This is a genomic window from Halalkalibacter sp. APA_J-10(15) (assembly GCF_023017105.1).
Lineage (GTDB): Bacteria > Bacillota > Bacilli > Bacillales > Bacillaceae_D > Halalkalibacter.
Map to the genome: position 1 here is coordinate 72935 of NZ_JALKEV010000010.1, position 25321 is coordinate 98255.

Below are 25321 nucleotides of genomic sequence, written 5' to 3' on the forward strand. Positions count from 1 at the left end.
TTTTTTACACATTCAAGACTAAGACTTAAGCTATTGTGATAGCATTTTTAACGATTTGCTTAGTTGCTAAATTACCCTGATAGATCACATGATACGTTAAATCAATTAATGATAAAAATAATCCTTCCCCAGCCCCCGTGTCAATTCCAACTTTATTTTCATCAATCCAAATTTCACCTATCGATGCCCCTAATCGATACGTTGGTGTATGACCAAATATAACAGGCTTCGGTAATTTACTTCTATTGAAGAAAAAATCCTCTCGAATCGTTGTCAAATCCTCAATTGCTTGAAACTCTAAAGGAATCCCTGGCCGTATACCTGCATGTACATAGATGAATTGACGGTCTTCATAATAATATGGAAGAGTAGATAAAAAGCGGTACCACTCTGGACTTAATGGGGACTCAAGCTCATTTTTAATCCCTTTTATCAGCTTATCTTCATGGTTTCCCCTTATAACAATCGCACCATTATCTTTTAATTGACGAATGTAATGTAGTGTTTCTAATGATTCTGGGCCTTTATGTACATAATCTCCAAGTAGCACGAAAGTATCCTCTACAGGATCGTAGTTTGCTAGTTGCAATAACCGATGTAGCATCGTTTTATGCCCATGAATATCGGACATAACGAGTAAACGACCGCTCAAATATATGTGCTCCTATATAGAAAAGTTCTATTTGTAGGAAAAGTCATCCATACATCCGTGTTAGAGTCTATAGGCGTATCATAATGTGCCGTTACGATTAGTCCTTCCGTAACCTTCACAAACACACGCCAACGCAAACCTTCATAGACAACATGATGTACTTGGCCCATTAATAGATTTAATTCAGGATCTACATTCGGTTTCTCAGCATATAGCTTCACTTCTTCTGGATGAAAGAAAATTTCAACATCCCCCTGCTCGATATCCCCAATTTGATTACCAGATACGAATTGTGAATGCACTTTGGCAAGCAAGCTCACCTTCCCTTCAATAGCAGGAGCTACTTCTCCTTGAAGACCATTAATATAGCCCAACAACTGGGCTACCCAAGGTGAAGCTGGTGCTTCAAACACGTTTCTTGGTGTATCGAACTGTTCAATCTGACCATCCTTAAGTATCATCATTCGATCCGCAATCGCAAAGGCCTCATCCGTATCATGTGTTACATAAAGTACAGAAATATTTAACTTTCTTAATAAAAACGAGAGTTCATGCCTCATTTCAATCCGAAGCTTAACATCTAAATTCGAAAGTGGTTCATCCATAAGCAAGAGACGAGGCTTTGTAGCTAATGCACGTGCAATTCCTACTCGCTGTTGTTGTCCACCTGACAAATGAGCTGGTAATCTTTCCAACAATCCATCAAGCTTCATTAAAGTAGCTAACTCTTCCACTCTATCTCTTATTTCCTTTTTCGATAGCTTCTTTCTTTTTAAACCAAAGGCAATATTCTCAAAAACAGTCATGTGTGGCCATAGTGCATAATCTTGAAAGACCATATTAACCTTTCTTTTTTCTGATGCCAGTTGATATTGATTCGTTGCAAACACAACTTCATCCATTTCTATTTCTCCCATAAATGGTTGTTGCATTCCTGCAATTTGTTGTAGCAAAGTGGATTTCCCACAACCTGATGGACCTAGTATCGCAATAATTTCTCCTTCTGAAATAGTAAAAGTAACATCATTCAAAGCATATACATTACCATAGCGTTGTTTGAGATTGGATACTTTAAGAAGCATAGTCATGTTCAAGTTCTCCTTTCATCTTTTGGCTTTCAATATCTTTTACAAGCCATTTCTTCAACAGAAGATCGGCAAGCACGATTAATAACAAAACAACCGTTCCGCTAATAATCGTTGCTGCTGTACTGTAACCATACTTAAGCTGTTCAAACGACTTATCAATTGTGATCGGAATTAATTGATAATTTGGTGGATATAGCATTTTCGTTATGGCTAAATCAAATATACTTGTACCAAACGATGCTAATCCCGCTGCGATGAGGGAGCTACGTACTAGCGGTAAAATAATGAATCTCATCCTTTGGACTTTCGAGGTTCCTTGAAGGGCCGCTGCGTGCATCATGTTCGCAGGTACCTTTGCAAAAGCTCCGGCTTGTAATCGAACCGCAAATGGGATGGCTCCAGCAATAGCTGCTAATACGACAATCCATGGTGTACCGTATAGATGAAGATTAATTGTTTCTAACCACGCCTGATTCCAAATAAAAATATATCCTATCCCTAAAACGACTCCCGGAACTACTAATGAGATTAGTGATACTGATTGGATAAATCCTTTCCAACGAAAGTTTGTAAAAAACAAAACATAAGAAACAAAAAAGCCAATGATCACACTTATGATCGCTGCGACAAATGCAATCCATATGGAATTTCTTAAGCTCATTAGAAACTGCGAATCCTCAAAAAGAACCATATAATAGTTATGAAATGTAATATTATTAATAGCTAAGCCTCCACTCATACTATCCATTATTGAGATGAAAAAGCTCGAACCGATGGGAACCCCTATTATAATAAGAAGAAACAGCAAATTCCCTGCCATTAACCACATAGCATGCTTCGATTTCCTCGGTTGAAACCTCACAGCTTGAGCATTTAAAAAATCGAATCTTGCCTTTTTCATAAAAAGAAATAAAAAAAACAGCGCCAAAATAAGGATTACAACTAAATAAAATGCCAATACTCCAGCTTGATCAAATCGAGTAGGTGACGTATGAATCGCCGTATAAATAGAATAAGGAAGTGTCGGAAAACGATAAACAGTAGCTAATGCAGATGGTAAGCCAAAATCCCCGATAGTATCCATAAAAACAAGTGCCCACCCTGCTAAAAAGGCGGGAAATATCATTGGAATATGGACCTTCTGCCATAGTACAAAGGAATTTGCACCACATAGCCTTGCCGCATCCTCATAACGCTTCACATTCCATTCAAGTGCTGCAGCCACTGCTAAATATGCTAAAGAAAACTTACTTAGCGTCATAACAATTATGAGACCAAATGGTTGAAACACGAAAGCCGACACCCACTCCCAGCCCAACCATTGATAGGCCAATCCATTTCCATTTGCAAATAAGATCCATCCTTGTGCGATAATAAAAGATGGTGTAATAAGCAAAGCCCACACGGCTATATCAAGCAGCCTCGCTGTTGGAAAGGCCCAAAATGTTCGTACTATAGCTAAGCAACCGCCAAGTATTGTTGCAAAAAAGGCAGTCCCTGATGCTAAAACAAGTGAATTCCTCAATGAATATAACCAAAGTGGCCGATCAAAAATTTCTAGAACACTTGAAAATCCAATAAAGTCTCTTTCTCCCCAAAAAACACCCGGTAGAAAAATTTGAATTAATACCGCTATAAGCGGGAGTAAGATGAGAACAAACAGAAGCAGGGTTACCCCTACTCCTAAATAATTTGCTCGGAAAAGAGATGTCCAGCTTTTCACTCTTTTAAAATTTTGTATCTTTTCATCCATCATATAAATCCCTTTCCAGCATTATTGTACAGCTCGATCAGCAAACCATTGTTTAATTTCTGCTTCATGTTCTGAGGCCCACTCGACATCTGGAACGACAATGTTAGGATTAACTTCTCGATCAGGCCTAACCGTTGCCCCTTCTGCTAATGGCGTAAAAAAACTATCCGTATCATCCATTTGTGTTAATTGATTTTGAGTTTCCATATCTAATAGAAATTCAACAAACGCTTTCGCTATTTCGATGTTTTCCGAATGCTCTCCAATTGCAGCAACGCGAACTGATCCTGGAACTCCTTCTTCAGGCCAAATAATTTCAATATTTTCCCCATTTAGCTTTAAACCATAGGAATTGTGTTCCTGCAGAGCAGCAGCTTTTATTTCCCCATTTACTAGCGCACTTCCGAGTGGCCCATTTTTCGGATAAACACGTAATCGATTCTCTTGAAACGTCTCATCAAACATGGCTTTCGCCTCGTCCATCCCCATATCATAGAAGAACCAAGAAGCAACTGGATAAGCTGGTGCTGCCACACCAGGATCAGCCATACCGACTATGTCACTTAATTGGAAAAACTCTTCCCATGTTGTCGGTGCTGTTTCCGCAGTAAACGCATCTTTGTTATAAGCTAGCGTTGCTGCAGCGTGAATACCTGTTGGAAAATAAGCATTCGTACTAGGCAAGAAACTCTCTCCTTCTGTCGAAAGCTGCGAAAGATTCTCAGGCTCCCAGCCTTCTAGAAACATTCCCCTATCAGCAAGACTATGTAATGAAGCATGTCCATCCATCCAAATAACATCCCATTGCGGATTGCCTTGTTCCGCTTCTACTCTTGCTAGAATTTCACCACCACCACCATGAATGACTTCGACTTGATAGCCAGTTTCTTCTTCAAATAGTGGACCGATTTCATCTGTAAAGTCGTTAGCATAGACAATTAAAGGCTCTTCAGAAGTGATACTTTCAGCACTACTACTTTTCATATTAGGGGAATCTTCCTTTTCTGCTACAGCTTCATCCGTATTCACTTGACTTCCACACCCAAACATTATTAATAGACCTAATAAAAAGACAACCAAAAACATTAAATCCTTAAACAGGTTTTCTTTTAACATCTCTTCACCCTCTTTCTTCATATTTCTTTCTCACTTAAATCGTATCAGGGCTTTGTAAATGCAGATTGTTACAAACTTAAAGAAAATATTAAATATCATCTATTTTATTTAATATAAAATAGATGATATCTATAATTGATAAATAAATTGACATGAAGGGATGATCCATAATGAATCTACAGCAATTAAAAATTTTTGTTCTAACTGCACAATTACAAAAGCTAAAGCTTGTTGCGGAACGTCTTAATATTAAACAACCCACTGTTACCTTTCACCTCCAGCGTTTCGAAGAGGAATGTGGTATTCCGCTGTTCAAACCATCCTCTCTTAGGACGTTAAAACTTACAAAAGCAGGAGAATCTCTTTACCCTCTTGCTATGCAAATTACAATGCTTTCAGAAGAAATCGAGTCTACAATAGCCGGCTTTAATGAAAGGCAGCGCGGCACTTTACGCATTGGCTCTACCTATACTCCAGCAACCTTCCTCTTACCGGAACAGCTTGTCTCATTTAAATCATTGCATGAAGAAATAACATTGTCACTAGAAGTAAAACCCGCAACAATCATAATGGAAAAAATAAAAAACTATGAGCTCGATATCGGTATTATTTCGTATGGATCTATTCCAGGAAAGCATTTCACTTCTCGTATGATTTTTAAAGATGATTTAAAGCTTCTCCTACATCCCAATAACCCTCTAGCAGTTAAAATGAACATCGAAATAGACGACTTAATAAAGGAAACGTTTATTATGCATGAACAAGGATCAACATCTAGACTGCTCATCGATAATTGGGCACATGAGCATGACATTACTCTTTCAATCGTTATGGAGGTTTCTGCGACTGAAACAATGAAGGAAGCAGTAAAGAAAAATATGGGGGTCGCGATCGTATCAGAAAGATGTTCATTAAGAGAAGTCGAGCAAGGAGAGTTAGTTTACAAAGAAATCCCATACTTTCAGCAGGATCGTTTTATTCACCTTATCCATCAAAAAAATAGAGTTATCACACCATTAATTCAAGATTTTATCGATACAACTATTCAATATTTTCGAACGACATCTCACAAGTGATTATGTTCAAAAAGTGCCAAAAAAACACCGCAATGGCTCCGTTCGTTACACGTCTTGTGATCAGAAAACCACTCACCACAAAAATTTTTAAAAGATGTAGTGACTACGCTCATTGCTTAGAGATCATTCAAAAAGGGTAAAACAGGAGGTCACTGAAAAAGTCCTTTCTAGTAACTCAAGGAAGAGTACTGGCTCCGCTCGTTGCGCGCCTTGCTATGAGAAACCCACTCATTGCAAGGCTTTCAAAATCGGGCAACGGCTACGCACATTACTTCAAAGCCACTGAAAAAGTTAAAACCAAACTTTTTCAGTGGCCTCTAAAACAGCCCTTTTTGAATGACCTCTATAAAAATCTCAGAAAAAGGTTTCACTTAGCTCAAAAAAGGTATAGAACTATATAACCTAATGAAGGAGTTGTTATAATGAGTAATCAAAAAAATGTGGCAATAGGTACTGTTGTAGGTGGTGTCGTAGGAGCTACAGCCGCTTTACTAACGGCTCCAAAGTCTGGTGATGAACTACGTGAAGACATTAGTAAGCAATTATCGAACGGTAAGAGCAAAACCGAAGAGGTAGCACATGAACTTAAGGAAAAATTAAGTGAGCTTACGACTATTCTTAACGAAAGCTCATCAAATGTATCACAATCCGTCAAACAACAAACCGATAAAATCGTCAAAGAAGCTACGCACCTCCTAAACAAAACGGACAAACAAGAGGAAGTAACGATCGATGACATTCGAGGTATGATAAGGCATATGATGACTGAAGAGAAAGATGCTGGCAAACAAATTAAACAAATTGTTGATGACGAATTGGTAGCCATTCAATCAAAAGTAAAAAGCGATACAAAAGATGTCAAAGAAACGGTGACAAATTCATAGTAGTATAATAAACTGCACAACTAAATGCACTGAAAAGTCCAATTCAACTTTTTCAGTGCATTTCTTACTTGTTGTCTAAAAGTGGCACGAGTAACGATGAAGCCGATGCCTCCCACGAATCCTCCTCCTTCCCCCTTAAACCCTTTAAAAAGTGAGCAGTAGGTCCTTCTATCATTCATATCGTTTCTCTAATTATCAATTAAGGTCACTTAATTGACAAAGATACGAAATCATTATTCTACTACATTCGTCTCATTCAAAGGTTTTTATCCTCAACTAGAATGAAAATAGACAGCATCCATGACCTAATTAAATAAAAATTTAAGTATTTAGTCATTTTCGTTTGATGATCAGTGTATATACTATAGTAACATTTAATTATCTCCTTATTCTAATCACCTTTCTTCTACTCTTATAAGCTGTTATTTGACCAAGCTTAACTATCATTATGAACCTCTAAGAATAGTGTGCTTCAAATGAAAACCGAAACTTTTTGAACGGGTAAAATAAAAAATTTATATATTTTCGAGTTATTATTCTTTCTTTTTAAGAAATAGTTTATTATAATAATTACATAATAATAATTATTGTCTTTTTGTTCATAGTTTTATTCATGAGTACAGACATTAATTATTCATTTTACTTAGGAGGGAATTACTATGCATACAAATAACTCAAGCGGTGGAAAGTGCCCATTCTTACATGGTAGTGTCACTAGCCACACATCACATCCAACAACAAATAAAGATTGGTGGCCTAACCAGCTAAACTTAAATATTCTACGTCAGCATGACAAGAAATCAAACCCTATGGGAGAAGACTTCAATTATGCAGAAGAATTTCAAAAGCTAGACTACGAAGCTTTGAAGAAAGATCTTCATGATTTAATGAGAGATTCGCAAGATTGGTGGCCTGCTGACTACGGTCATTACGGCCCATTCTTCATTCGTATGTCTTGGCATGCGGCAGGTACGTATCGTCAAGGTGACGGTCGTGGTGGTGCTGGAACTGGCGCACAACGTTTTGCTCCACTTAATAGCTGGGAGGACAACGGCAATCTTGATAAAGCTCGTCGCCTACTTTGGCCAATTAAACAAAAGTACGGAAACAAAATCTCTTGGGCTGATTTGCTCGTTCTAACAGGAAACGTTGCCATTGAATCAATGGGACTTAAAACATTTGGCTTCGGCGCAGGTCGTGCTGACATCTGGCATCCAGAAGAAGACATCTACTGGGGATCTGAAACAGAAATGCTTGGAACTAAACGTTATTCAGGTGATCGAGAACTTGAGAATCCACTTGCTGCTGTACAAATGGGTCTTATCTACGTAAATCCAGAAGGTCCAGATGGTAAGCCAGACCCGATTGCAAGTGCTCATGACATTCGTGAAACGTTTGGACGTATGGGAATGAACGATGAAGAAACCGTCGCTCTTATTGCTGGTGGACACACGTTTGGTAAAGCACACGGTGCAGGAGATCCTTCTCATGTTGGGCCAGATCCAGAAGCTGCTCCAATTGAAGCTCAAGGCTTTGGATGGTTAAGCACTCATGGAAGTGGTAAAGGCGGTGACACGATCACAAGTGGTTTAGAAGGGGCTTGGACTGCCAACCCAACACAATGGGATAATGGATACTTCGATTTATTGTTCGGATATGAATGGTGGTTAACGAAGAGTCCTGCTGGCGCATATCAATGGCTAGCTGTAGATCCTGATGAGAAAGATCTAGCTCCAGATGCAGCAGATCCATCCAAGAAAGTCCCGACTGTCATGTTTACGACTGACTTAGCATTACGTCATGACCCAGAATACGAGAAAATTTCTCGCCGTTTCCATAAGAACCCAGATCAATTTGCCGATGCCTTTGCTCGTGCATGGTTTAAATTACTTCACCGTGATATGGGTCCTAAAGCAAGATACCTAGGTCCAGAGGTGCCAGAGGAGGACCTAATCTGGCAAGACCCAGTACCTCCAGTTGATTATGAATTAACAGATGCAGAAGTAGAAGTGCTTAAAACAAAGATTTTGGATTCAGGACTAACCATTAGTGAGCTAGTTACGACAGCTTGGGCTTCTGCTAGTACGTTCCGTGGTTCAGACAACCGTGGTGGTGCCAATGGTGCACGTATCCGTCTCGCTCCACAAAAGGACTGGGAAGTGAATCAACCAGAGCAACTTAATAAAGTTCTTACAGTATTAGAAGGCATCCAAAGCCAATTAGATAAAAAGGTTAGCATCGCTGATTTAATCGTACTTGGTGGTAGTGCGGCAGTAGAGCGAGCAGCAGCAGACGCTGGTTTTGATGTAACAGTTCCATTTGAGGCTGGTCGTGGTGATGCAACACAAGAGCAAACGGATGTCGAAAACTTTGAAGTGCTTGAACCAGTTGCTGATGGCTTCCGTAACTATCAAAAGAAGGAATATAGCGTTACAGCAGAAGAACTTCTTGTCGACAAAGCTCAATTACTTGGCCTTACAGTACCAGAAATGACTGTTCTTATTGGCGGTATGCGAGTTCTAGGTACAAACTATGGTGGAACACAACACGGCGTATTCACAGATCGTGTAGGTACACTTTCAAATGACTTCTTTGTGAACTTGTTTGATATGGGAGTAGAGTGGAAGCCTGTAGACGGTAACGTATATGATGGTCGCGACCGTAAGACAGGTGAGGTTGTTCGTACAGCAACTCGTGCGGATCTAATCTTCGGTTCTAACTCCGAATTACGCTCAATCGCAGAAGTATATGCTCAAGATGATAACAAAGGAAAGTTTGTCAATGACTTTATCAAAGCTTGGGTGAAAGTGATGAATGCAGATCGCTTTGATCTAGCACGAAAAGAACTTAAGCAAGCTTCAACTAATTAATTCATTAAATCGCCGTCACTTTATTTGAAGTGACGGCGATTTGTGTTATGACTCATTCCATTCCTACATACTCAAACCAGTCAAAATAGGCTTTCTCATCGCTACTAGATCCATTAGAACTAGCATACATACCTAATACGGCTCCTACAAACCCCCCAGCTACATCGGTACTTAAAATTCTCCCATCAACATTTTCGATCAATGCCTTGTAATGAGCTGTTGTTTCCCCAAAATAGAAACTATAATCCTGACCTTTTGCTTGAACCTTTAAATACACTTTCGCCGCATCAATCGGCAGCTCCTTTAGCACTTCTTCATTCCCCTCTGTGCATTTAATCAACCTCATAACTTGTTGTTTGCCTTGTTTAGTGTATACAAATCTAAAATGGTATTCATGGCTTTGAAGTAAAACGATACCAGCTTCTTCGTTTTCACTCGTTGGTGTAAATTCCATAGCCGTAGAAGCGGCAAAGTCCATATGCTGTTGTCTTCTACCAACAAAGCTAGGCTGCACAAGCTCAGATATCTGTTGCGGTCTAAGCTTCAAGCTTAAATGTCCGGGACGTTCTGTTAAACTATAAAACTTTCCTTTCGGCGTACGTATAAAGTTCCATATATAATCAAGCTTCTCTTCTTCAAAATGATCACATACAGATGGAATCAGCGATTGAACAGTTGGCAAATCAGGTAGTGGATACGCCATCTCTAATTTTCCTGTTCCCGGACTCATAACAGGCCAGCCGTCTTCCCATGTAACAGGTAGTAAGAATGTCTCCCTACCGAGATTTCGATAGTATCCACCATAAATACGAGATGCAAGCCCAACTGCCCACCATTCACCATTTTGCGTATCCACCAAATCACAGTGCCCAACATTGACAATTGGATACTCTTTGCCAAGGTGTCTATGTGTTAAAATCGGATTACCTGGATTACCAACATAGGGGCCTGAAACATGTTCACTTCGCGCTACTGAAACGGCATGGTGATGTCCTGTACCAGCCTCAGAAATTAACAAATAATAACTGCCATTCACTTTATATAGATGCGGACCTTCTGGCCAGATCACATCTCGTAATGCACCTCTCCACAACCCAGTCGGTTCTCCAACCAGCTGCTTCGTTTCTAAATCGAGCTCCTGTAGCCATACCTCCCAATTTCCACTATATTTCTCCCCTTCAGGCGCAGGCCTTGTCCCAGTGTAGTAGACTTTTCCATCCTCGTCGAAAAATAAGGAAGGGTCGATACCTGGAGCATCTAAGTAATAAGGATCAGACCAAGGACCAGAGGGATCAGTCGCCGTAACAAAAAAGTTCCCCCCATGACCAACATTCGTTGTAATCATGTAGAACACACCATCATAATAACGAATGGTCGGGGCAAAAATACCTTGTGATTGTCTTTGCCCATCTAACGGAAGCTGAGTTGGTCGATCTAACACATGACCAATCTGTTCCCAATTGACTAAATCCTTACTATGAAAAATAGGCACACCAGGATAATAAGCGAAGGACGATGTGACAAGATAATAGTCATCGTTCACTCGACAAATTGATGGGTCTGGATAAAAACCAGGAAGGATAGGGTTGTTAAATGTTTTCAATGTTTTAACCTCTTTTCTTTTGTAGGATCGCTTTTAATCGTATGCGCTTACATCTGTCTTTTCCTTCATTCATTTCGAAACTTGTATTCTTTATAATAAGGATTTCTGTAAAAATAACACACGTGTCTTTAAAAGACACTTTAAAAACTTTAGTAAATATTTGTGTAAATTCACTACATTAGAAGTCATATAAAAAAGGAAGCATCTTTCAAGACTATGAAATGACATCATTTCAAAAGACTCGATAAATGCTTCCAATTCGTTAATCCTATCCGAATTTAATTAAATCCAACTAATTTTTGCGATACTTTATATGCACCTACAGAAATGCTTCGTCCAAAACGTCCTGGTAAATTAATAAGATGACCCATCCACCCATAACGAATATTGTGATAAAGCACTTCATCTCTCTCTTTAATATATTTCATCAATTCTTTTTTCTTTTTCAGGTTTTCTCTTGTTCCTGAACGAATTAATAATATAGAGGAAATGACCGTAACAATTTCTAGCTGATGCATCATATACTGTTGAAGTTTGCTGTTCTTAATCGCTTTAAGATCAACTTGTTCGATCATTAGCTTATTAACCTTTATTTGTTGGTCGATTCGCCTAATCATGACACTTTCATTCACAGACTGATCCTCTCTACCAATAAAATATCGATAAAAATCAACATTTAAATAATAGATTTTCTCTACATGAGCTAGCGGCAAGTAAACATACAGGTTATCTACATAAAAGGTATGCTTAGGTAACTCCAATCCGGAGTCTTTTAATAGCTGTGTCCTGTAGATAATAGAATGCATCATCAAATATTGTCCTTTACGAAAATTATTGATATCATCCCAAGTAAAGACAACATCCTCCGGAAGTACATCATCATATTTCATGACTTTCTTGTACTTTGCGCCTTCCTTTTCATAGACAAAATTACTAATCATCATATCAACAGACTTATTTTCTTCGACAAACTCACCTAATGTCTTTAAGACCTCAAGGTATGCTCTAATATCTACCCAATCATCACTGTCTACAACCTTGAAATACATTCCCGTTGCGTTTTTAATTCCTGTATTTACTGCTTCACCATGTCCACCATTCGTTTGGTGTATAGCTTTTACAATCGTTGGATATCTTCTTGCATAATTATCAGCAATTTCTGCTGTTTTGTCATAAGATCCATCGTTGACTATAATTAGCTCAACATCTTCTGCTCCTGGCAAAAGGGACTCAATGCAATTCCTCATATAGTCTTGAGAATTATAGCAAGGAATAACTACTGATAATAACTTCATTTTCACACAACCTTTTCTGGTTTTTTCGGCTCTTCAGGCACTTGTTTAAAGATAATTTTGAAAATAGGGAAGAACACCCAGAAAGAAATAGCACTATTAATAATCATCGTTACAACATCCGCGACCGTTTCTCCAAAACCGCCCCATCCTAACGTACTCATAAAGAAATTATAGACAGGAGTTTGATAGAAGCCTAGAGCAACTGCAGCAATAATGGTTATAATGACATAGGCAACAAAATACCAAAATGCCGCCTTCCAAATACTACTGTTTGATTTAAACGTAATGCTTCTTTGTGCAAAGAAATTAATAATTTGTGCAATCGCAATGGTAATTTGAACAGCTAAGAAAAAGGCAAGGCCGCCTCCTCCTCCTTCTGAAATAGGGCCAGCTGCATAGTCAAATATATAGTAAGGACTTCCATCTGTATTTGTACCAACTTGCCATATTTGAAAATTAGTACTCACTAACGTCGTTTGAGCAAACAGACTCCGAAACGCTGGCATCATTACTAATTGGAGAACCGTTATCCCATTACTCAGCATAAAAAACACAAAAAACTGAACACTATTAGGATATTTTGTTTTCATCCGATTCCATAAATTGGCGATTCCTGAAAAGGCACTAGCTTTCTTTACGTTTTCCTTACTCATAGTACCTCTCCTTTGTTACTATTGTTCATTAAATGCTGACTCTTTTTTTGAGCCTTCACCATTTTCTTTCGTTCTTTTAGCACATGTCGTAAACCTTTAAAGAACTTCCCATTCACAATCATTAAAACACCATCAAGCATTGGCATATTCATGATTCCACCAGTCATTCTTGCCATCCCTCTAAATGGCATATGATAAACGGACATCATAATAAGGTTCGCCGTACTTCGTTTCCCTATCTTCCATAGGAATGAATGAGATAATGTAATGGCTCTAAAAGCAAAACGTGCAAACAATCCCTTCGCATATTGGCATTGGGCAATCGTATCATTATATCCTAGTGGTACTGTTCGGTCCCATGTAGATACCGGAACCTTATAGCCTAACAGAGCCTCAAATTCTTCTATACTAACTTGGTTCGCTTCCCCTGAATAATAGGACGGCAACACATCCTTTTCATATGGAAGAGGAGCTCCTGTACCTTCTACAACTAAAGTTTCTTCTAATCTAATATCTGAACACGACGCACCTATCATAATGTTATAAGAAGCTTCCTCTATTTCCCATTGGTTCGTTTTGACATTAAAATAGCGGAATGTTTTATCATCAAATGGAATCGTGACTGATTTTGTTTCGCCTGGATTTAGGAACACTTTCGTAAAACCTTTCAATTCCTTCTTCGGTCTAAATATATTAGTAGATTGACAGCCAACATATAATTGGGCTACTTCGCTCCCTGCTAGATCACCTGTATTGGTTATATTAAACGTCACACCACCCTTATCCACTTGAACTTCCGAATACTCAAACGTCGTATAGCTTAAACCGTAACCAAATGGGAAAAGCACCTTCACATTGGCTGTATCATAATAGCGGTATCCTATGAAAGGACCTTCTCTATATTCAACACTCACTTCTTTACCAGGGAAGTGATAATAGGCAGGTGTATCTTCATGTTTAATCGGATATGTTTCCGCTAATTTACCAGACGGATTGACCTCTCCTACTATCGTTCTTAATATCGCCTTTGCCCCTGCTTGTCCGCTTAAATAACTGTGTAGCACCCCTTTGACTTTTCCAATCCAAGGCATTTCGACCGCTGCTCCACACGAAAGTACGGCTACAATATTCGCATTCACCTTGTGTAAGGCCTGAATTAATTCAATTTGGTTTTCAGGAATGCTCATGCTTTGACGATCAAGCCCTTCTGCTTCTGTCACTTCATCTAAACCGATATATAGAAGGACGACATCAGCTTCTTTTGCTAATTCGCATGCTTTATCTATTTGTTTCTTGCTTTTCTTTCCATATCTATCAAAGCCTTTTTCAAATCCGATATACGTTAAACCTGATTCTTCAAGTGACTCTAATGTATTGTCCAATACGGTTGGATTCACAATGGATGATCCTGCCCCTTGATACCTTGCTTCTTGAGCAAAATCCCCAATAACAGCCACTTTTTCATTTTGCTTCAATGGTAGTATATTTTCTTCATTTTTCAATAAAACAATAGATTCTTCCGCTACTTCCTGAGCCATTTGATGGTGTTCTTTAATATCAAAATCTTTCTTTTCCTTCTCAAAGACTTTCTCCGTTGTAAACAATAAATCGAGTAAACGATCTACACATTCATCTAATATATCTTCTGTAATGAGACCCTTGTTTATCGCTTCAATGATTTCCTTGTCCGTTTCACCTGTAGTTGTAGGCATTTCTAATTCATTCCCTGCAATCAACCCAGCAACGCGATCGTTACTACCTCCCCAGTCAGTTACAACGACACCTTCATACTCCCATTCATCTCGTAAAATTTCTCTCATTAAATGGATATTCTCATTTGTATACGCGCCATTTAACATATTATAAGCAGACATAACCGTCTTTGATTGGCCTTCTTTAATCGCTATTTCAAATGCAGTTAAATAAATTTCTCGTAACGTTCTTTCATCAACGATCGTATCAATGGACATCCGTCTTTCCTCTTGGTTATTAACCGCAAAATGTTTAACACAAGCTGATATACCGTGAGATTGAATGCCCTTAATCATTCCAGCAGCCAACTTCCCAGCAAGATAAGGATCTTCACTAAAATATTCGAAATTCCTTCCAGCAAGGGGACTTCTTTTCATATTAATTCCTGGTCCTAGAAGCACATTTACGTTCTGTGACACAGCCTCTTCCCCAAGATATTCACCAACTTTTTCTACGAGCTCTTCATTCCAGCTATTCGCTACAGTCGCAGCTGTTGGAAAGCACGTTGCGGGAATACTTTCATTAAGACCTAAATGATCAGCTGCCTCTGCTTGCTTTCGAATACCATGTGGTCCATCAGCAAGAAACATACTTTTAATACCTAGACGTTCTATACTATCTGTTTGCCAGAAGTCTTTCCCTGACATTAAGGATGCTTTTTCCTCTAAGGTCATCTTTTTAATCAGATCGTTGTATTTCATTGCACATACCTCTTTTTGAAATTTGGCGGCACTCAAGAAGAGTACCGCCAACCCTATTATTTTTGTTATACAGGTTTGTTAAATACTAAAAGCACACACAACCTGAAACTCTACCTAACAAAATGTTTAATCAATTATCATGGATCTAATTACTTGCAGGATCAACTTTAATCTTGGGCTTGCGGAATGTGAAATAGAATCCACCGATAATAGCAGCAAGGAGCGCGATATCTACTGCAATTGTAACCTTCACCCAAGTCGGCATATCGCTACTTAAAGGATCATCAATTGCACCACTGTTCGCTACTGTATAAAGAATGTTGTGAGAAGCATCTCTCATTGCCCATAAAGTATCATTACTGCTAGTATTCACCTCAGGTACCCCGACTGGTGCTGTACCAGTGAGTAAAAGGTCATTTCCGTTACGGAAGCCAAGTTCAGCTACCATGTAAGGGTAGAAATCTCCTAAGAAGAAGTCTGTGTTCACATGACCACGGAAGCCCCATTCATTACGTAATACTTCTTGTAGTAGATTAGAGCTTGCACCAGCCCAAACGGTCCCGATACTATTAAACCCTGACATAACACCACTTGCTCCGCCTTCTTTCACGGCAATTTCAAATGGCTTCAAGTAAATATCACGAACCGTTTGCTCATTCGCCCAAGTCATCAAACCGAGTGTACGGTTTTCCTCTTGGTCATTAAGCGCAAAGTGTTTCATGTAAACAAATCCACCTTGACTTTCAAAACCTTCAATTTTGTTTGCTGCCATCTTACCTGATACAAGTGGGTCCTCAGAATAATATTCAAAGTTTCTTCCGCTAAATGCAGAACGATGAATGTTTATTCCTGGTGCATACCAACCTGTTACATTGTACGCTTGCCCTTCTGCGCCGACAGATTCACCCATTTGTGTCGCTAAATCGATATTCCATGTTTGTGCAAGCATGACACCTGCCGGGAATGCCGTGCCTGACGTATCTGATCTTGACGTGTACGCTGTAATACCTGATGGTCCATCATAATCATGGGTAACAGGCTTGCCTACAGTTTCAATTTCAACCGTTCGATAACCACCAAGGGTTACCAGATCAACCATATCATTTACAGATAGTTGATCAAGTAGATCATCCCAGCTCTCATCATGAAAGTCCACACCCGTAAACTCATCTAACATCAATCCATTATCGACACCCGTTGTAGGTGCTTCCGTCATTGTATCTTCCGGAATTTCATAACGATTTTTGTTCACCAAATGAACAAAATCTTCGTCTACAAGCTTACCTCGTACTGTTTCTTCACCATCATCTGTCATCACAGTAATTTCTTCGTGATTAACGAGTTCATCCATATTTTCAAATCCATTTTCTCTAGAAAGGTACGTGGCGATACTTCCCTCTCCTGCTTCAAGTTCTTCAAACTGATTGACAGGAACTTGATCATCTGTAGAACGTCCATTATCAAAAACAACTTCTTCTAACGTTCTTGACTCAACTTCTTCAATAACCTCATTAGAATTACTATTTAAATAAATCGTGTATTCCCCTTCTTCAAGCACATATGAGCCTGTGTCGCTGTAGATTCTGTTATAGTCAAAAGCAGCCATCTCTTCTACTGCAAATGAAATATTTACCGTTTCAGACTCACCTGGATCAATGATATCTGTTTTATCAAATGCAGCTAAATCAATAGCTGACCTTTCGATATTTCCAGTGTATGGAGCTGAGAAATATGCTTGTATAACTTCCTTACCAGCTACAGACCCTGTGTTTGTGACACTTACATCGAAGGAAATCGTTTCATCATCCCAATTCAAACTACCTGGGACGACTTCTTGTTCGAACGTTGTATAGCTTAATCCATATCCAAACGGGAATTGAACTTCATCATCGTAATTAATAATCCCTTCGGCTGCGGCCGTCTCATAAAAACGATACCCAACATAAATTCCTTCTGTATACTCTACATACTTCAGAAGGACATCTCTCTCATCCACAGCATGAGAGTAGGAACCATCTGCATTTTCAATCACATAATTGAAATCACCAAAATTCGTCATGGCTGGTGGATCGAGAAGGTCTCTCGTATAGATGTCTACTGTGCGACCAGATGGATTCACTTCACCAGTCAAAATGTTTCCTAATGAATCAAAGCCGTTCTGTCCTGCACCCGCAACAGAGAGGACACTTTTAATTTCACTATATTCATCTACCCAACTAAGCTCAAACGTGTTACTACTATTAACAACTAGAACGACATTTTCAAAATGCTCTGTCACAATATCAACCATATCTTGCTCACGATTACTTAGCTGAAGATAATGTTTATCCGGATCTAGATCATCTTCGAAGCCGTAACGATTACCTGTTGCACTAAATGAACCACCATCTGGATCAAATGTATCTGGTCCGTCCATTACGCGTGGAAGGTCGGCCCCTTCACCACCCGAACGAGCAATGAAAATGACTGCCGTATCCGAAAAGTCCACCGCTTGTTGCATGCGTTCATCTGTATAGAAATCTGAAGCTAATGGCTCTGGAATTGTCCAGTCTTGACCATCCATATCAATAATAGGTCTTTCAAGCCCTGTAGCAACATAATCATTGTATAATTGTTCGTTCACTTCAAATCCAGCATTTTCAAGTCCTTGCTTTGGATTTACTGCTGTATCTGCATTTACTTTACCTGAACCCGTTCCACCATAAACAGGGTTTGTGAAGCTCCACCCGAACACGTTTATTTGCGTCGTTTCAGTTAAAGGCAGCATATTTTCGTTATTTTGTAGAAGGACAATCCCTTCATCTGAGATTTTCGAAGCTACCCCTTGGGAATGGTCACGTGCTTCAACAGCTTCAGCACTTTCTACATCAATTTCATCAAAGTACATCGTTACTACATCAGAAAAATATGCTAATGCAACATTTCCTGCTACCCCCAATAAGAGCACTACTGACAAAAATACACTCATAAGAATGCGGAATTTTTTCTTACTTTTGCCTGCCATTCTTTCTTCCCCCTTAAACGAATATCATAAGTAGTTTACATTTTACGCCACATTAAAAGCGTTACTCCCTCCCTAACACTTGACTTTTGCAAAGGATTAGAGTGATTTTAAAATTAATACTGAAAAGGTATTCATTTCATTACAAATAACTCTTAATGTGATTATGAAGAAATTCTAACATAGATATTTATTTGAACATTTCAAATGCATGAACGGTAGAATTTTTTTTATAAACGGTTGCTCACATAGCTTAAAGGGCATTGAAAAGTTCAAAACCAAACTTTTTCAATGCCCTGTTAAACACAAAATTCAATCCTTAAAGACCTTATATAATGTTCACTTTATCTTAAAACCCTTACTCACTACCTGTGTTGTCTGGTGTCACCAATGCTGGAACATCGTATCTTTCAGTACGTTCATCTTGAATGACTCCAGACCAGTCAAGACCGAATGTGAAGTCATACTCATTGCCCTCACTATCAACAAAGCTTTCCATATCACGAGGTACATCCTCATATTGAGCTTCTACTGTTTCCATATTAGCAGGCATTTGTACCGGTAATAGGGCCGATGGTTCTACCTTACCTGCCGCAATTTCAAGTAAAGCTTCATCTTCAATTCCATAACCCGAACCTGTACTCCATCCGAACGCCACAAGAATAGCATCTGCATATGGTTCAATTTCAGACATAATCATCGGTCCATCAGCTCTGATAGCAACAATAACTGGAACATCCTCTGGCACAGTTTCCGCTGCATATTTTACAGTATTAAGATCTTCGTAATTTTTAATTATTGCCGTGTTCCCATAATAAGAACGATTTTCTTTTTCTTCAATTTCTTCTACAACATAACCACTTACTTGTTCAGTGACCGTAATATCTCCAGAGATTGATTCTTGACGCACATGTTCAGAATCTGCTGTATATTCCCCATATTGTAGAGAGATTGGAATATACTCCTCATTTTCTTGGTCATAGCCAAATCCAGCAAAATAGTTCCCTTCATTCACAGGACTTGTAATAATCGGCAATGCGAAATCAACTGATGCTAAGTCTCCAGCCGATGCACGTTCAATATCCTCAACCGCAACTGTTGGATTCCCATCATCGTCTTCCGGACCTGTTAATGTCTCTGACGGAGTGTCCGTCACAACATTATAGTGTTCTTCTAATAGTTCAATATCAACCGGCAATGTCCATTCCGCTTCTGTTACTCCACCAAAATAATCGACTTCATATGGCACATAAATCATTGGTACATAAACAGTTTGCTTTTCATCACTATCATTGGATGAAATGGCATTATTTGAGTTCTTCAACATCACTATTGATTTTAATTGCGCTTCATAAGCCTTCAATTGGTTGTCTTCACTTAATACCGTCAATTCCGCCTCTTGTAAATCAACATATGGATTTTCGAACAATCCAATAGTAAAGAAACCATTTAATATACGCTCTGCTGACTTTTCAAAACGCTCATTAATCACATCTTCGCCTAGCTCCTCAGCACCTAATTCATAAGCCTCAATAACAACGTCTCGATCATTCAATCCACCAAATTGATCCGTCCCTGCTTGAATCGCTTTCAAAATACGTTCTGGTTTTGTTAGTTCAGATACCCCATAAGGCTTCCCTTGCATAAAACCACCTTCAAGGTCATCAACTGTACTCCAATCTGTTGTAACAACACCATCAAATCCATATTGATCGCGTAATAAATCGTTGAGTTTGTATTCACTAAATGCCGTACCAACTAACTCACCATACGTTTCATCCTCTTCAAAGGCAATCGAATACGATGCCATGACGGACGTAGTAGATTCTGTTTCTCCATCTAGGTTAAATCCACCGTCTACGAATGGTATGAGGTGTGTATCAAATTGTCCACCTGGATATACTTGAGCATTCCCTCTGAATGAATGACCTTCACGACCACCTTCAGCTGCTCCGTCTCCTGGCCAATGCTTAATCATCGTATTCAGGCTATAAGGACCCCAGCCAAGATCATTCCCATCTTCATCAAATGTGGATTGTACACCATGAACAAATGCACTTGTCAGATCTCTAGCTAGTGCCGGATCTTCACCAAATGTTCCATCCACTCGATTCCAACGTGGCTCAGTAGCAATATCAATTTGCGGTCCAAGTAACGTTCCAATACCAAGTAAACGATACTCGATAGAAGTTAAATTACCCATCTCTTGAACAAGTTCAGAATCAAAAGTCGCAGCTAATGCTAGATTAGAAGGAATACCAGAAACTCCACCCTCTCTTGGGTCAGTACTTGTAATAACCGGAATACCATAACCCGTCGCTTCTGCATATGCCTGCATCGCATTATTCCACTTTACTGTATCAGTTGTACTTGCTGAATTAGCAGCGTTTAACATTGCACGACCACCAATGTCTAAGAATTCAATTTGATCCTCTTCAAGCTCCTCAGAAACACTAGATACATGGGAGCTATATAGCATCAAACCTGCTATTTCTTCCGGAGACAATAATGACGCTAAATTAGCCGCTCTTTCATCAGCCTCTAATCTCCAGTCTTCATATGGATCTAAAACACCGTTATTATTTAGATCTTTAAAAGCATATCCATCGACTTGAAGTAGTTCCACTCCTGAATCTTTTGAATAGCCTAAAGTTTTTCCATCATCATTTGTGACAATAACATACCCATCTTCAGTTTCTGTCTCTTCCCATTTCACCTCTCCTGAACCAAGTTCTTCAGGTTCGATTGGATCTCCTCCAGCGGCATCATCATCTGTGCACGCCATTAGTAGAAATGAGGAAATGAGCACTGTCATTAACACAGTTGCATTTTTAAACATCATTTTCATAATCCCTTACCCCTTCCTTACTCAATAACATCATTTTAAGCTCTCAAAATGAAAGCACCTTCAATTCCTTTGAAGCGAAACGTTCATAGCCCCCCTTCCAACATCATAGGGAGAGAAAGTTTATACAACGCAGTACAATAACACCACTTAATGAAAAGGTATTCATTTATGTATAAACGTTACTTCCCTTCAAAACTATAAAATTAAATCTAGCATATTAATCAATTTGTGCAGGACAATCTCATAAACGGTAGCATTTTTTGCATGAACAGTAGACAAAAAAGAACTTGGATCAATCCTTAACAGGGACCCAAGCTTTATTCATAGCATTTAATTTATTTTTCTTCATCATTTATCTATCGTTCTTCGGAATTAAAACCTTTAATTCAAACCAATTGTTCCTTTGTCCGACATTGACGACACCATCATACTTTTGGACGGTATAGCGAATACTTTTTAGACCATACCCATGATAAGATTTATCCTTCTTGGTCGTGACCGGCAAATCACCTTCGAGCTTCAAGTCTCCTTCAAAGTAATTTTCAAAACGAATCATCAAAAAACCTTTTTGACTAAATAATGAAACATGGATTAATTTTTTTTCTTCATTTTCAACCTGCATTTCGTACTCAATAGCATTATCAAGCGCATTCCCAAAAATCGTACAAATATCTATAACATCCATATCATTAAGTAATGTTCCGTCGGCTACACACGTTAAGGTAATGCCATTTTTAATGCAATACATATGTTTACTTGCTAACAAAGTATCTAACACTTTATTACCTGTTTTGTTCTGTGCTTCAAACGCTTTTATCCCATCCTCCATTTCATTCAGATAGGCATTTCTTTTTTCCGGATCTTCTTCCGCCCGAAGAGCGATAATCTGATTCTTTAGATCATGGTACTTATAATTAATTAATTCAATGCTTTCCTTCGATTGTTGATATTGTGAATATTGATTTTGAAGAATATTTTGCATCGCTTCTAGCTCATGCCTAACCCTTAACTCATTCAGTTGAATATGGTAAGCATACAAAATCGCGTACCCACCTAAGTCGACCAAGGTGCGAATATTTAATATTTCTTGTGCATATTGTCCACTAAAAGGCGTTCTAGCTGTCACAAAGCTTAAATTACTTATAAAAAAGACAGCTGCACCAATCACAACTGTAGACCATAACTCTCGTTGCCTTATATTTAGCTTGCCTTCTTCAGGTATATGACGTTTCTCTAATAGCCAAATGACAAAAAAGACAAGCCCATACATAACCATTAACAGAATGATTTCAAATAGCTTATGACTACTTTCACCACTCCATAAATAAAAATGAACTTGCCATTGTAAGGATGCGACTAATTCAGCTACAACAAAAGCTTTCACACTAAAATATCCTGCTTCGGTCGCCGTGATATCACAGCACATATAGATAAGTAAAAACATCATCCCAACAGCGACAAGCATGCTAGGGACCCAAAAAATGATCGGTAAATCTCTAGTCACAACGAGGAACACAGATTGTACAATTAAAGCGCCGCTTGCAAAGGCTATTAACCTCCAACCACTTAACCTTCTTTTCAATATTGAAATATAGACGATACATGCTAGCCATTCGGCAAATGCCGTGTACAGCCTAGGTATTTCTGGAAAAAGCTCGTTCATTTAATGACATCTCCCCAATGATCAGCTAAAGCTTCTAAGAATGCTTTCCTTTTTGTGCGACTTACAGGAAGCTCACTCCCTTTCACAACAGCATAACTATCATTCATTCCATCTACGTGCTCCAAGTTAATCAAGTAGCCTTTATGTCCACGGAAGAAATGATACTCTGATAATTCTTCTTCTAAATCCTTCATAGCTCCAGAAGACGTAAACTCTCCTTCTTTTGTATAGAAAATTAGCTTATGGCCCTGGCTTTCCACATAATACACATCTGAAAGCTCCAGCCTTACCATTCCACCTTTTAATTTTATCGTAATAAAGCTGGATTCACGCTTCTTCATTCTTTCAAGAGCTCTAATCAAACGTTCAGAAAACGAAAAGTACGTAATCGGCTTTAACACATAGTCCAATGCATCTACTGCATATCCTTTAATCGCATATTGCGCCATATTCGTAATAAACATAATAACGACTTCTGAATCTATCTTTCGAATTTCTTCTGCTGCTGACATCCCATCCATAAGTGGCATTTGAACATCCATTAAGATTATATCGAATTGCGCTTTATAATGATCAATAAATTCATCACCATCAGAATACGTTTCAAATTCAATCGTTACTTCATTCTCTTTTTGAAACTTTCTTAGGAATTCAATGAGCTGTTCCTGATAACTAGTTTCATCTTCCACTATTGCAATACGTACCATTCCATGATCCTCCTTTCTTTACACGACTGACCTTAGACAGAACACTTCTGGCTAGACACCCTTTAAATCATAGGGGTTGAATGATGTTCAGGAAACTTCCATTATAATATGGGAGTTAACCCCATATTAAACATAAAAAACTTAACTCATTTATTTGGATAGGAGGAATTTCCTATTTTATGTTCGCACTCTTTAGTTCAATGAGATTGTTACTAGTATAGCATAAGAAATATCTCTAACAAACACGGACAAATAGCACCCTTGAAACCTTTGAACAGTAGGCGTATCAGCTAGTTTTCGTTCCATGTCTCATTAAAGCAATACCTAAGTCTTTTTCCTTATACACTTAGATTCTCATTTCATTTTGATTGTTGAAATACCCAGTCAATCATTTCTTGATTTTGATAAGCGGGAATCCAGGCAAAGTGACCATCTGGTTCTACTGCTCCTTCTGGATACTCCGTATAATGAATCGTTCTCCCACCAATCGATTTAAGCGCCGCAACGGCGTCTCTGCTGAATCGGACATCAACAAGATGATCATCAGCTGCATGGAATACCCAAATAGGCATATCTTTGACCGGTTCTAATTCAGATGGATCTTCTAAAGGCGTATAAGGCTCTCCAATTGAATAATTAGCTATAATAGCTATTCCACAAACAGGAACGGCCGCCGCAAATAAATCAGGTCGCTTCAAAGCAATATGCCATGTGCCAATCCCCCCATTGGAAACACCCGTCACGTAGATACGATCTCGATCAATAGGATATTGCTCCATAACATCCTCTAGTACCTCCTCTAACAATGAATCATTAGGCTTTTCTGTCCAGTAGGCCGTCAATTCCTCATGTGCCGGTGCTTGAGGTGCTAAGACATAGGCTGGGTTGTTCGCCTGTTGCTCAGAATTAGCCCATACTAGTGCACTTTGATTTCCTAGAAGCTGTAAAGCGTTATCAGTTCCCCGTTCTCCTGAGCCATGTAAAAATAATACAAGAGGATACTCTTCATTAGACTTTGTAGTTGGTTCGAATAATCGATATGGCATCTCACTCCCTACTTCATTTCGATACGTAAACTCGCCAAACTGATCAACAATTGGCGTTTTCACATCTAGTGGCTCAACTCTTTCTGTGGATGCAACAAAAATAGTCCCACTGCTTACTGTTATATCTTCCTTCTGAGTAACCGTATAAGCAAGCTCCTTCCTCGTATGTAAAAAAGCTTCATGTTGGAACGAAAGCATACTCGAATTCGGATCACTCGTATCTAGTTCAATAATGACAAATCGGCCTGTCCTGCTAACCTGACTAATTTCTGCTTGATCATTTGTATAAACAGATGAAATCGTTCTCGATTCCATCTCCTCATCTTTCATAACCTCTACTTCAAAGCTCGCTTCTGAAATTGTCGATGAATGGACCTCTTCCTCAAAATCAATTGCAATCGCATACGCAACTTCACCTAACGGAAGAACCTTTGTAATTAATGTCACATTATCTGGTTTCAGTTCTTGAGTTCCTTCCTTATTCTCTCCATCAGATGAACAAGCCATGATGAAGAAAACAAGCATAATCAAGCTAAAAATTCGAATTTGTTTACACATTTTCTCTCTATTCATAATGCTCCCCCCTTCCACATAGTTAAAAATCAAAATAACG

Annotated in this window: 16 protein-coding genes; 3 read left to right on the forward strand and 13 right to left on the reverse strand. The window is 38.8% G+C overall.

What is annotated here, in order from left to right:
- Positions 1-25 precede the first annotated feature (25 nt).
- From MW695_RS13005 to MW695_RS13020, 4 genes are read right to left on the reverse strand one after another with little or no spacing between them, the layout of a single operon-like run.
- The gene (locus MW695_RS13005; protein ID WP_247105783.1) at positions 26-652 is read right to left on the reverse strand and encodes a metallophosphoesterase family protein; all 627 of its coding nucleotides are present in this window, start codon (positions 650-652) and stop codon (positions 26-28) included.
- Positions 649-1740: an ABC transporter ATP-binding protein gene (locus MW695_RS13010; protein ID WP_247105784.1), complete on the reverse strand. Its 1092-nt coding sequence runs from the start codon at positions 1738-1740 to the stop codon at positions 649-651. Before MW695_RS13010 ends, MW695_RS13005 begins: the two co-directional genes overlap by 4 nt.
- Positions 1724-3493, reverse strand: a complete 1770-nt coding sequence (locus tag MW695_RS13015; RefSeq protein ID WP_247105785.1) for an ABC transporter permease — start codon at positions 3491-3493, stop codon at positions 1724-1726. Before MW695_RS13015 ends, MW695_RS13010 begins: the two co-directional genes overlap by 17 nt.
- A gap of 21 nt (positions 3494-3514) precedes the next feature.
- The gene (locus MW695_RS13020; RefSeq protein WP_247105786.1) at positions 3515-4609 is read right to left on the reverse strand and encodes an extracellular solute-binding protein; all 1095 of its coding nucleotides are present in this window, start codon (positions 4607-4609) and stop codon (positions 3515-3517) included.
- A 170-nt stretch (positions 4610-4779) separates the two neighbouring features.
- Between MW695_RS13020 and MW695_RS13025 the strand changes: the two genes are divergently transcribed.
- The 3 genes from MW695_RS13025 to katG all read left to right on the forward strand — a co-directional run bounded on the left by MW695_RS13025 (position 4780) and on the right by katG (position 9439).
- On the forward strand, positions 4780-5685 hold the full coding sequence (locus MW695_RS13025; RefSeq protein ID WP_247105787.1) for a LysR family transcriptional regulator: 906 nt from the start codon (positions 4780-4782) through the stop codon (positions 5683-5685).
- Between the two features lie 422 nt (positions 5686-6107).
- Positions 6108-6569, forward strand: a complete 462-nt coding sequence (locus tag MW695_RS13030) for a YtxH domain-containing protein (RefSeq protein WP_247105788.1) — start codon at positions 6108-6110, stop codon at positions 6567-6569.
- A 659-nt stretch (positions 6570-7228) separates the two neighbouring features.
- The gene (gene katG / locus MW695_RS13035; protein ID WP_247105789.1) at positions 7229-9439 is read left to right on the forward strand and encodes a catalase/peroxidase HPI; all 2211 of its coding nucleotides are present in this window, start codon (positions 7229-7231) and stop codon (positions 9437-9439) included.
- 52 nt (positions 9440-9491) lie between these two features.
- Here the strand turns inward: katG and MW695_RS13040 are convergent, their stop codons facing one another.
- The 9 genes from MW695_RS13040 to MW695_RS13080 form a co-directional block, all read right to left on the reverse strand.
- Positions 9492-11042 carry a glycoside hydrolase family 43 protein gene (locus tag MW695_RS13040; RefSeq protein WP_247105790.1) on the reverse strand — a complete coding sequence of 517 codons (1551 nt, stop codon included), beginning with the start codon at positions 11040-11042 and terminating at the stop codon, positions 9492-9494.
- A gap of 278 nt (positions 11043-11320) precedes the next feature.
- The gene (locus MW695_RS13045; protein WP_247105791.1) at positions 11321-12337 is read right to left on the reverse strand and encodes a glycosyltransferase family 2 protein; all 1017 of its coding nucleotides are present in this window, start codon (positions 12335-12337) and stop codon (positions 11321-11323) included.
- A gap of 2 nt (positions 12338-12339) precedes the next feature.
- Positions 12340-12990 carry a hypothetical protein gene (locus tag MW695_RS13050; protein WP_247105792.1) on the reverse strand — a complete coding sequence of 217 codons (651 nt, stop codon included), beginning with the start codon at positions 12988-12990 and terminating at the stop codon, positions 12340-12342.
- Positions 12987-15443 carry a beta-glucosidase gene (locus MW695_RS13055; protein WP_247105793.1) on the reverse strand — a complete coding sequence of 819 codons (2457 nt, stop codon included), beginning with the start codon at positions 15441-15443 and terminating at the stop codon, positions 12987-12989. Before MW695_RS13055 ends, MW695_RS13050 begins: the two co-directional genes overlap by 4 nt.
- Positions 15444-15588: 145 nt before the next feature.
- Entirely contained in the window at positions 15589-18447 is a 2859-nt protein-coding gene (locus tag MW695_RS13060; protein WP_247105794.1) for a glycoside hydrolase family 3 protein, read from the reverse strand.
- 355 nt (positions 18448-18802) lie between these two features.
- Complete coding sequence (locus MW695_RS13065) at positions 18803-21292, reverse strand: glycoside hydrolase family 3 protein (protein ID WP_247105795.1); 2490 nt, start codon at positions 21290-21292, stop codon at positions 18803-18805.
- A 352-nt stretch (positions 21293-21644) separates the two neighbouring features.
- Entirely contained in the window at positions 21645-22955 is a 1311-nt protein-coding gene (locus MW695_RS13070; protein WP_247105796.1) for an ATP-binding protein, read from the reverse strand.
- Positions 22952-23662 carry a LytR/AlgR family response regulator transcription factor gene (locus tag MW695_RS13075; RefSeq protein WP_247105797.1) on the reverse strand — a complete coding sequence of 237 codons (711 nt, stop codon included), beginning with the start codon at positions 23660-23662 and terminating at the stop codon, positions 22952-22954. The genes MW695_RS13070 and MW695_RS13075 overlap by 4 nt, the downstream gene beginning before the upstream one ends.
- Before the next feature lie 359 nt (positions 23663-24021).
- Complete coding sequence (locus MW695_RS13080; protein ID WP_247105798.1) at positions 24022-25281, reverse strand: alpha/beta hydrolase-fold protein; 1260 nt, start codon at positions 25279-25281, stop codon at positions 24022-24024.
- Positions 25282-25321: the final 40 nt, after the last annotated feature.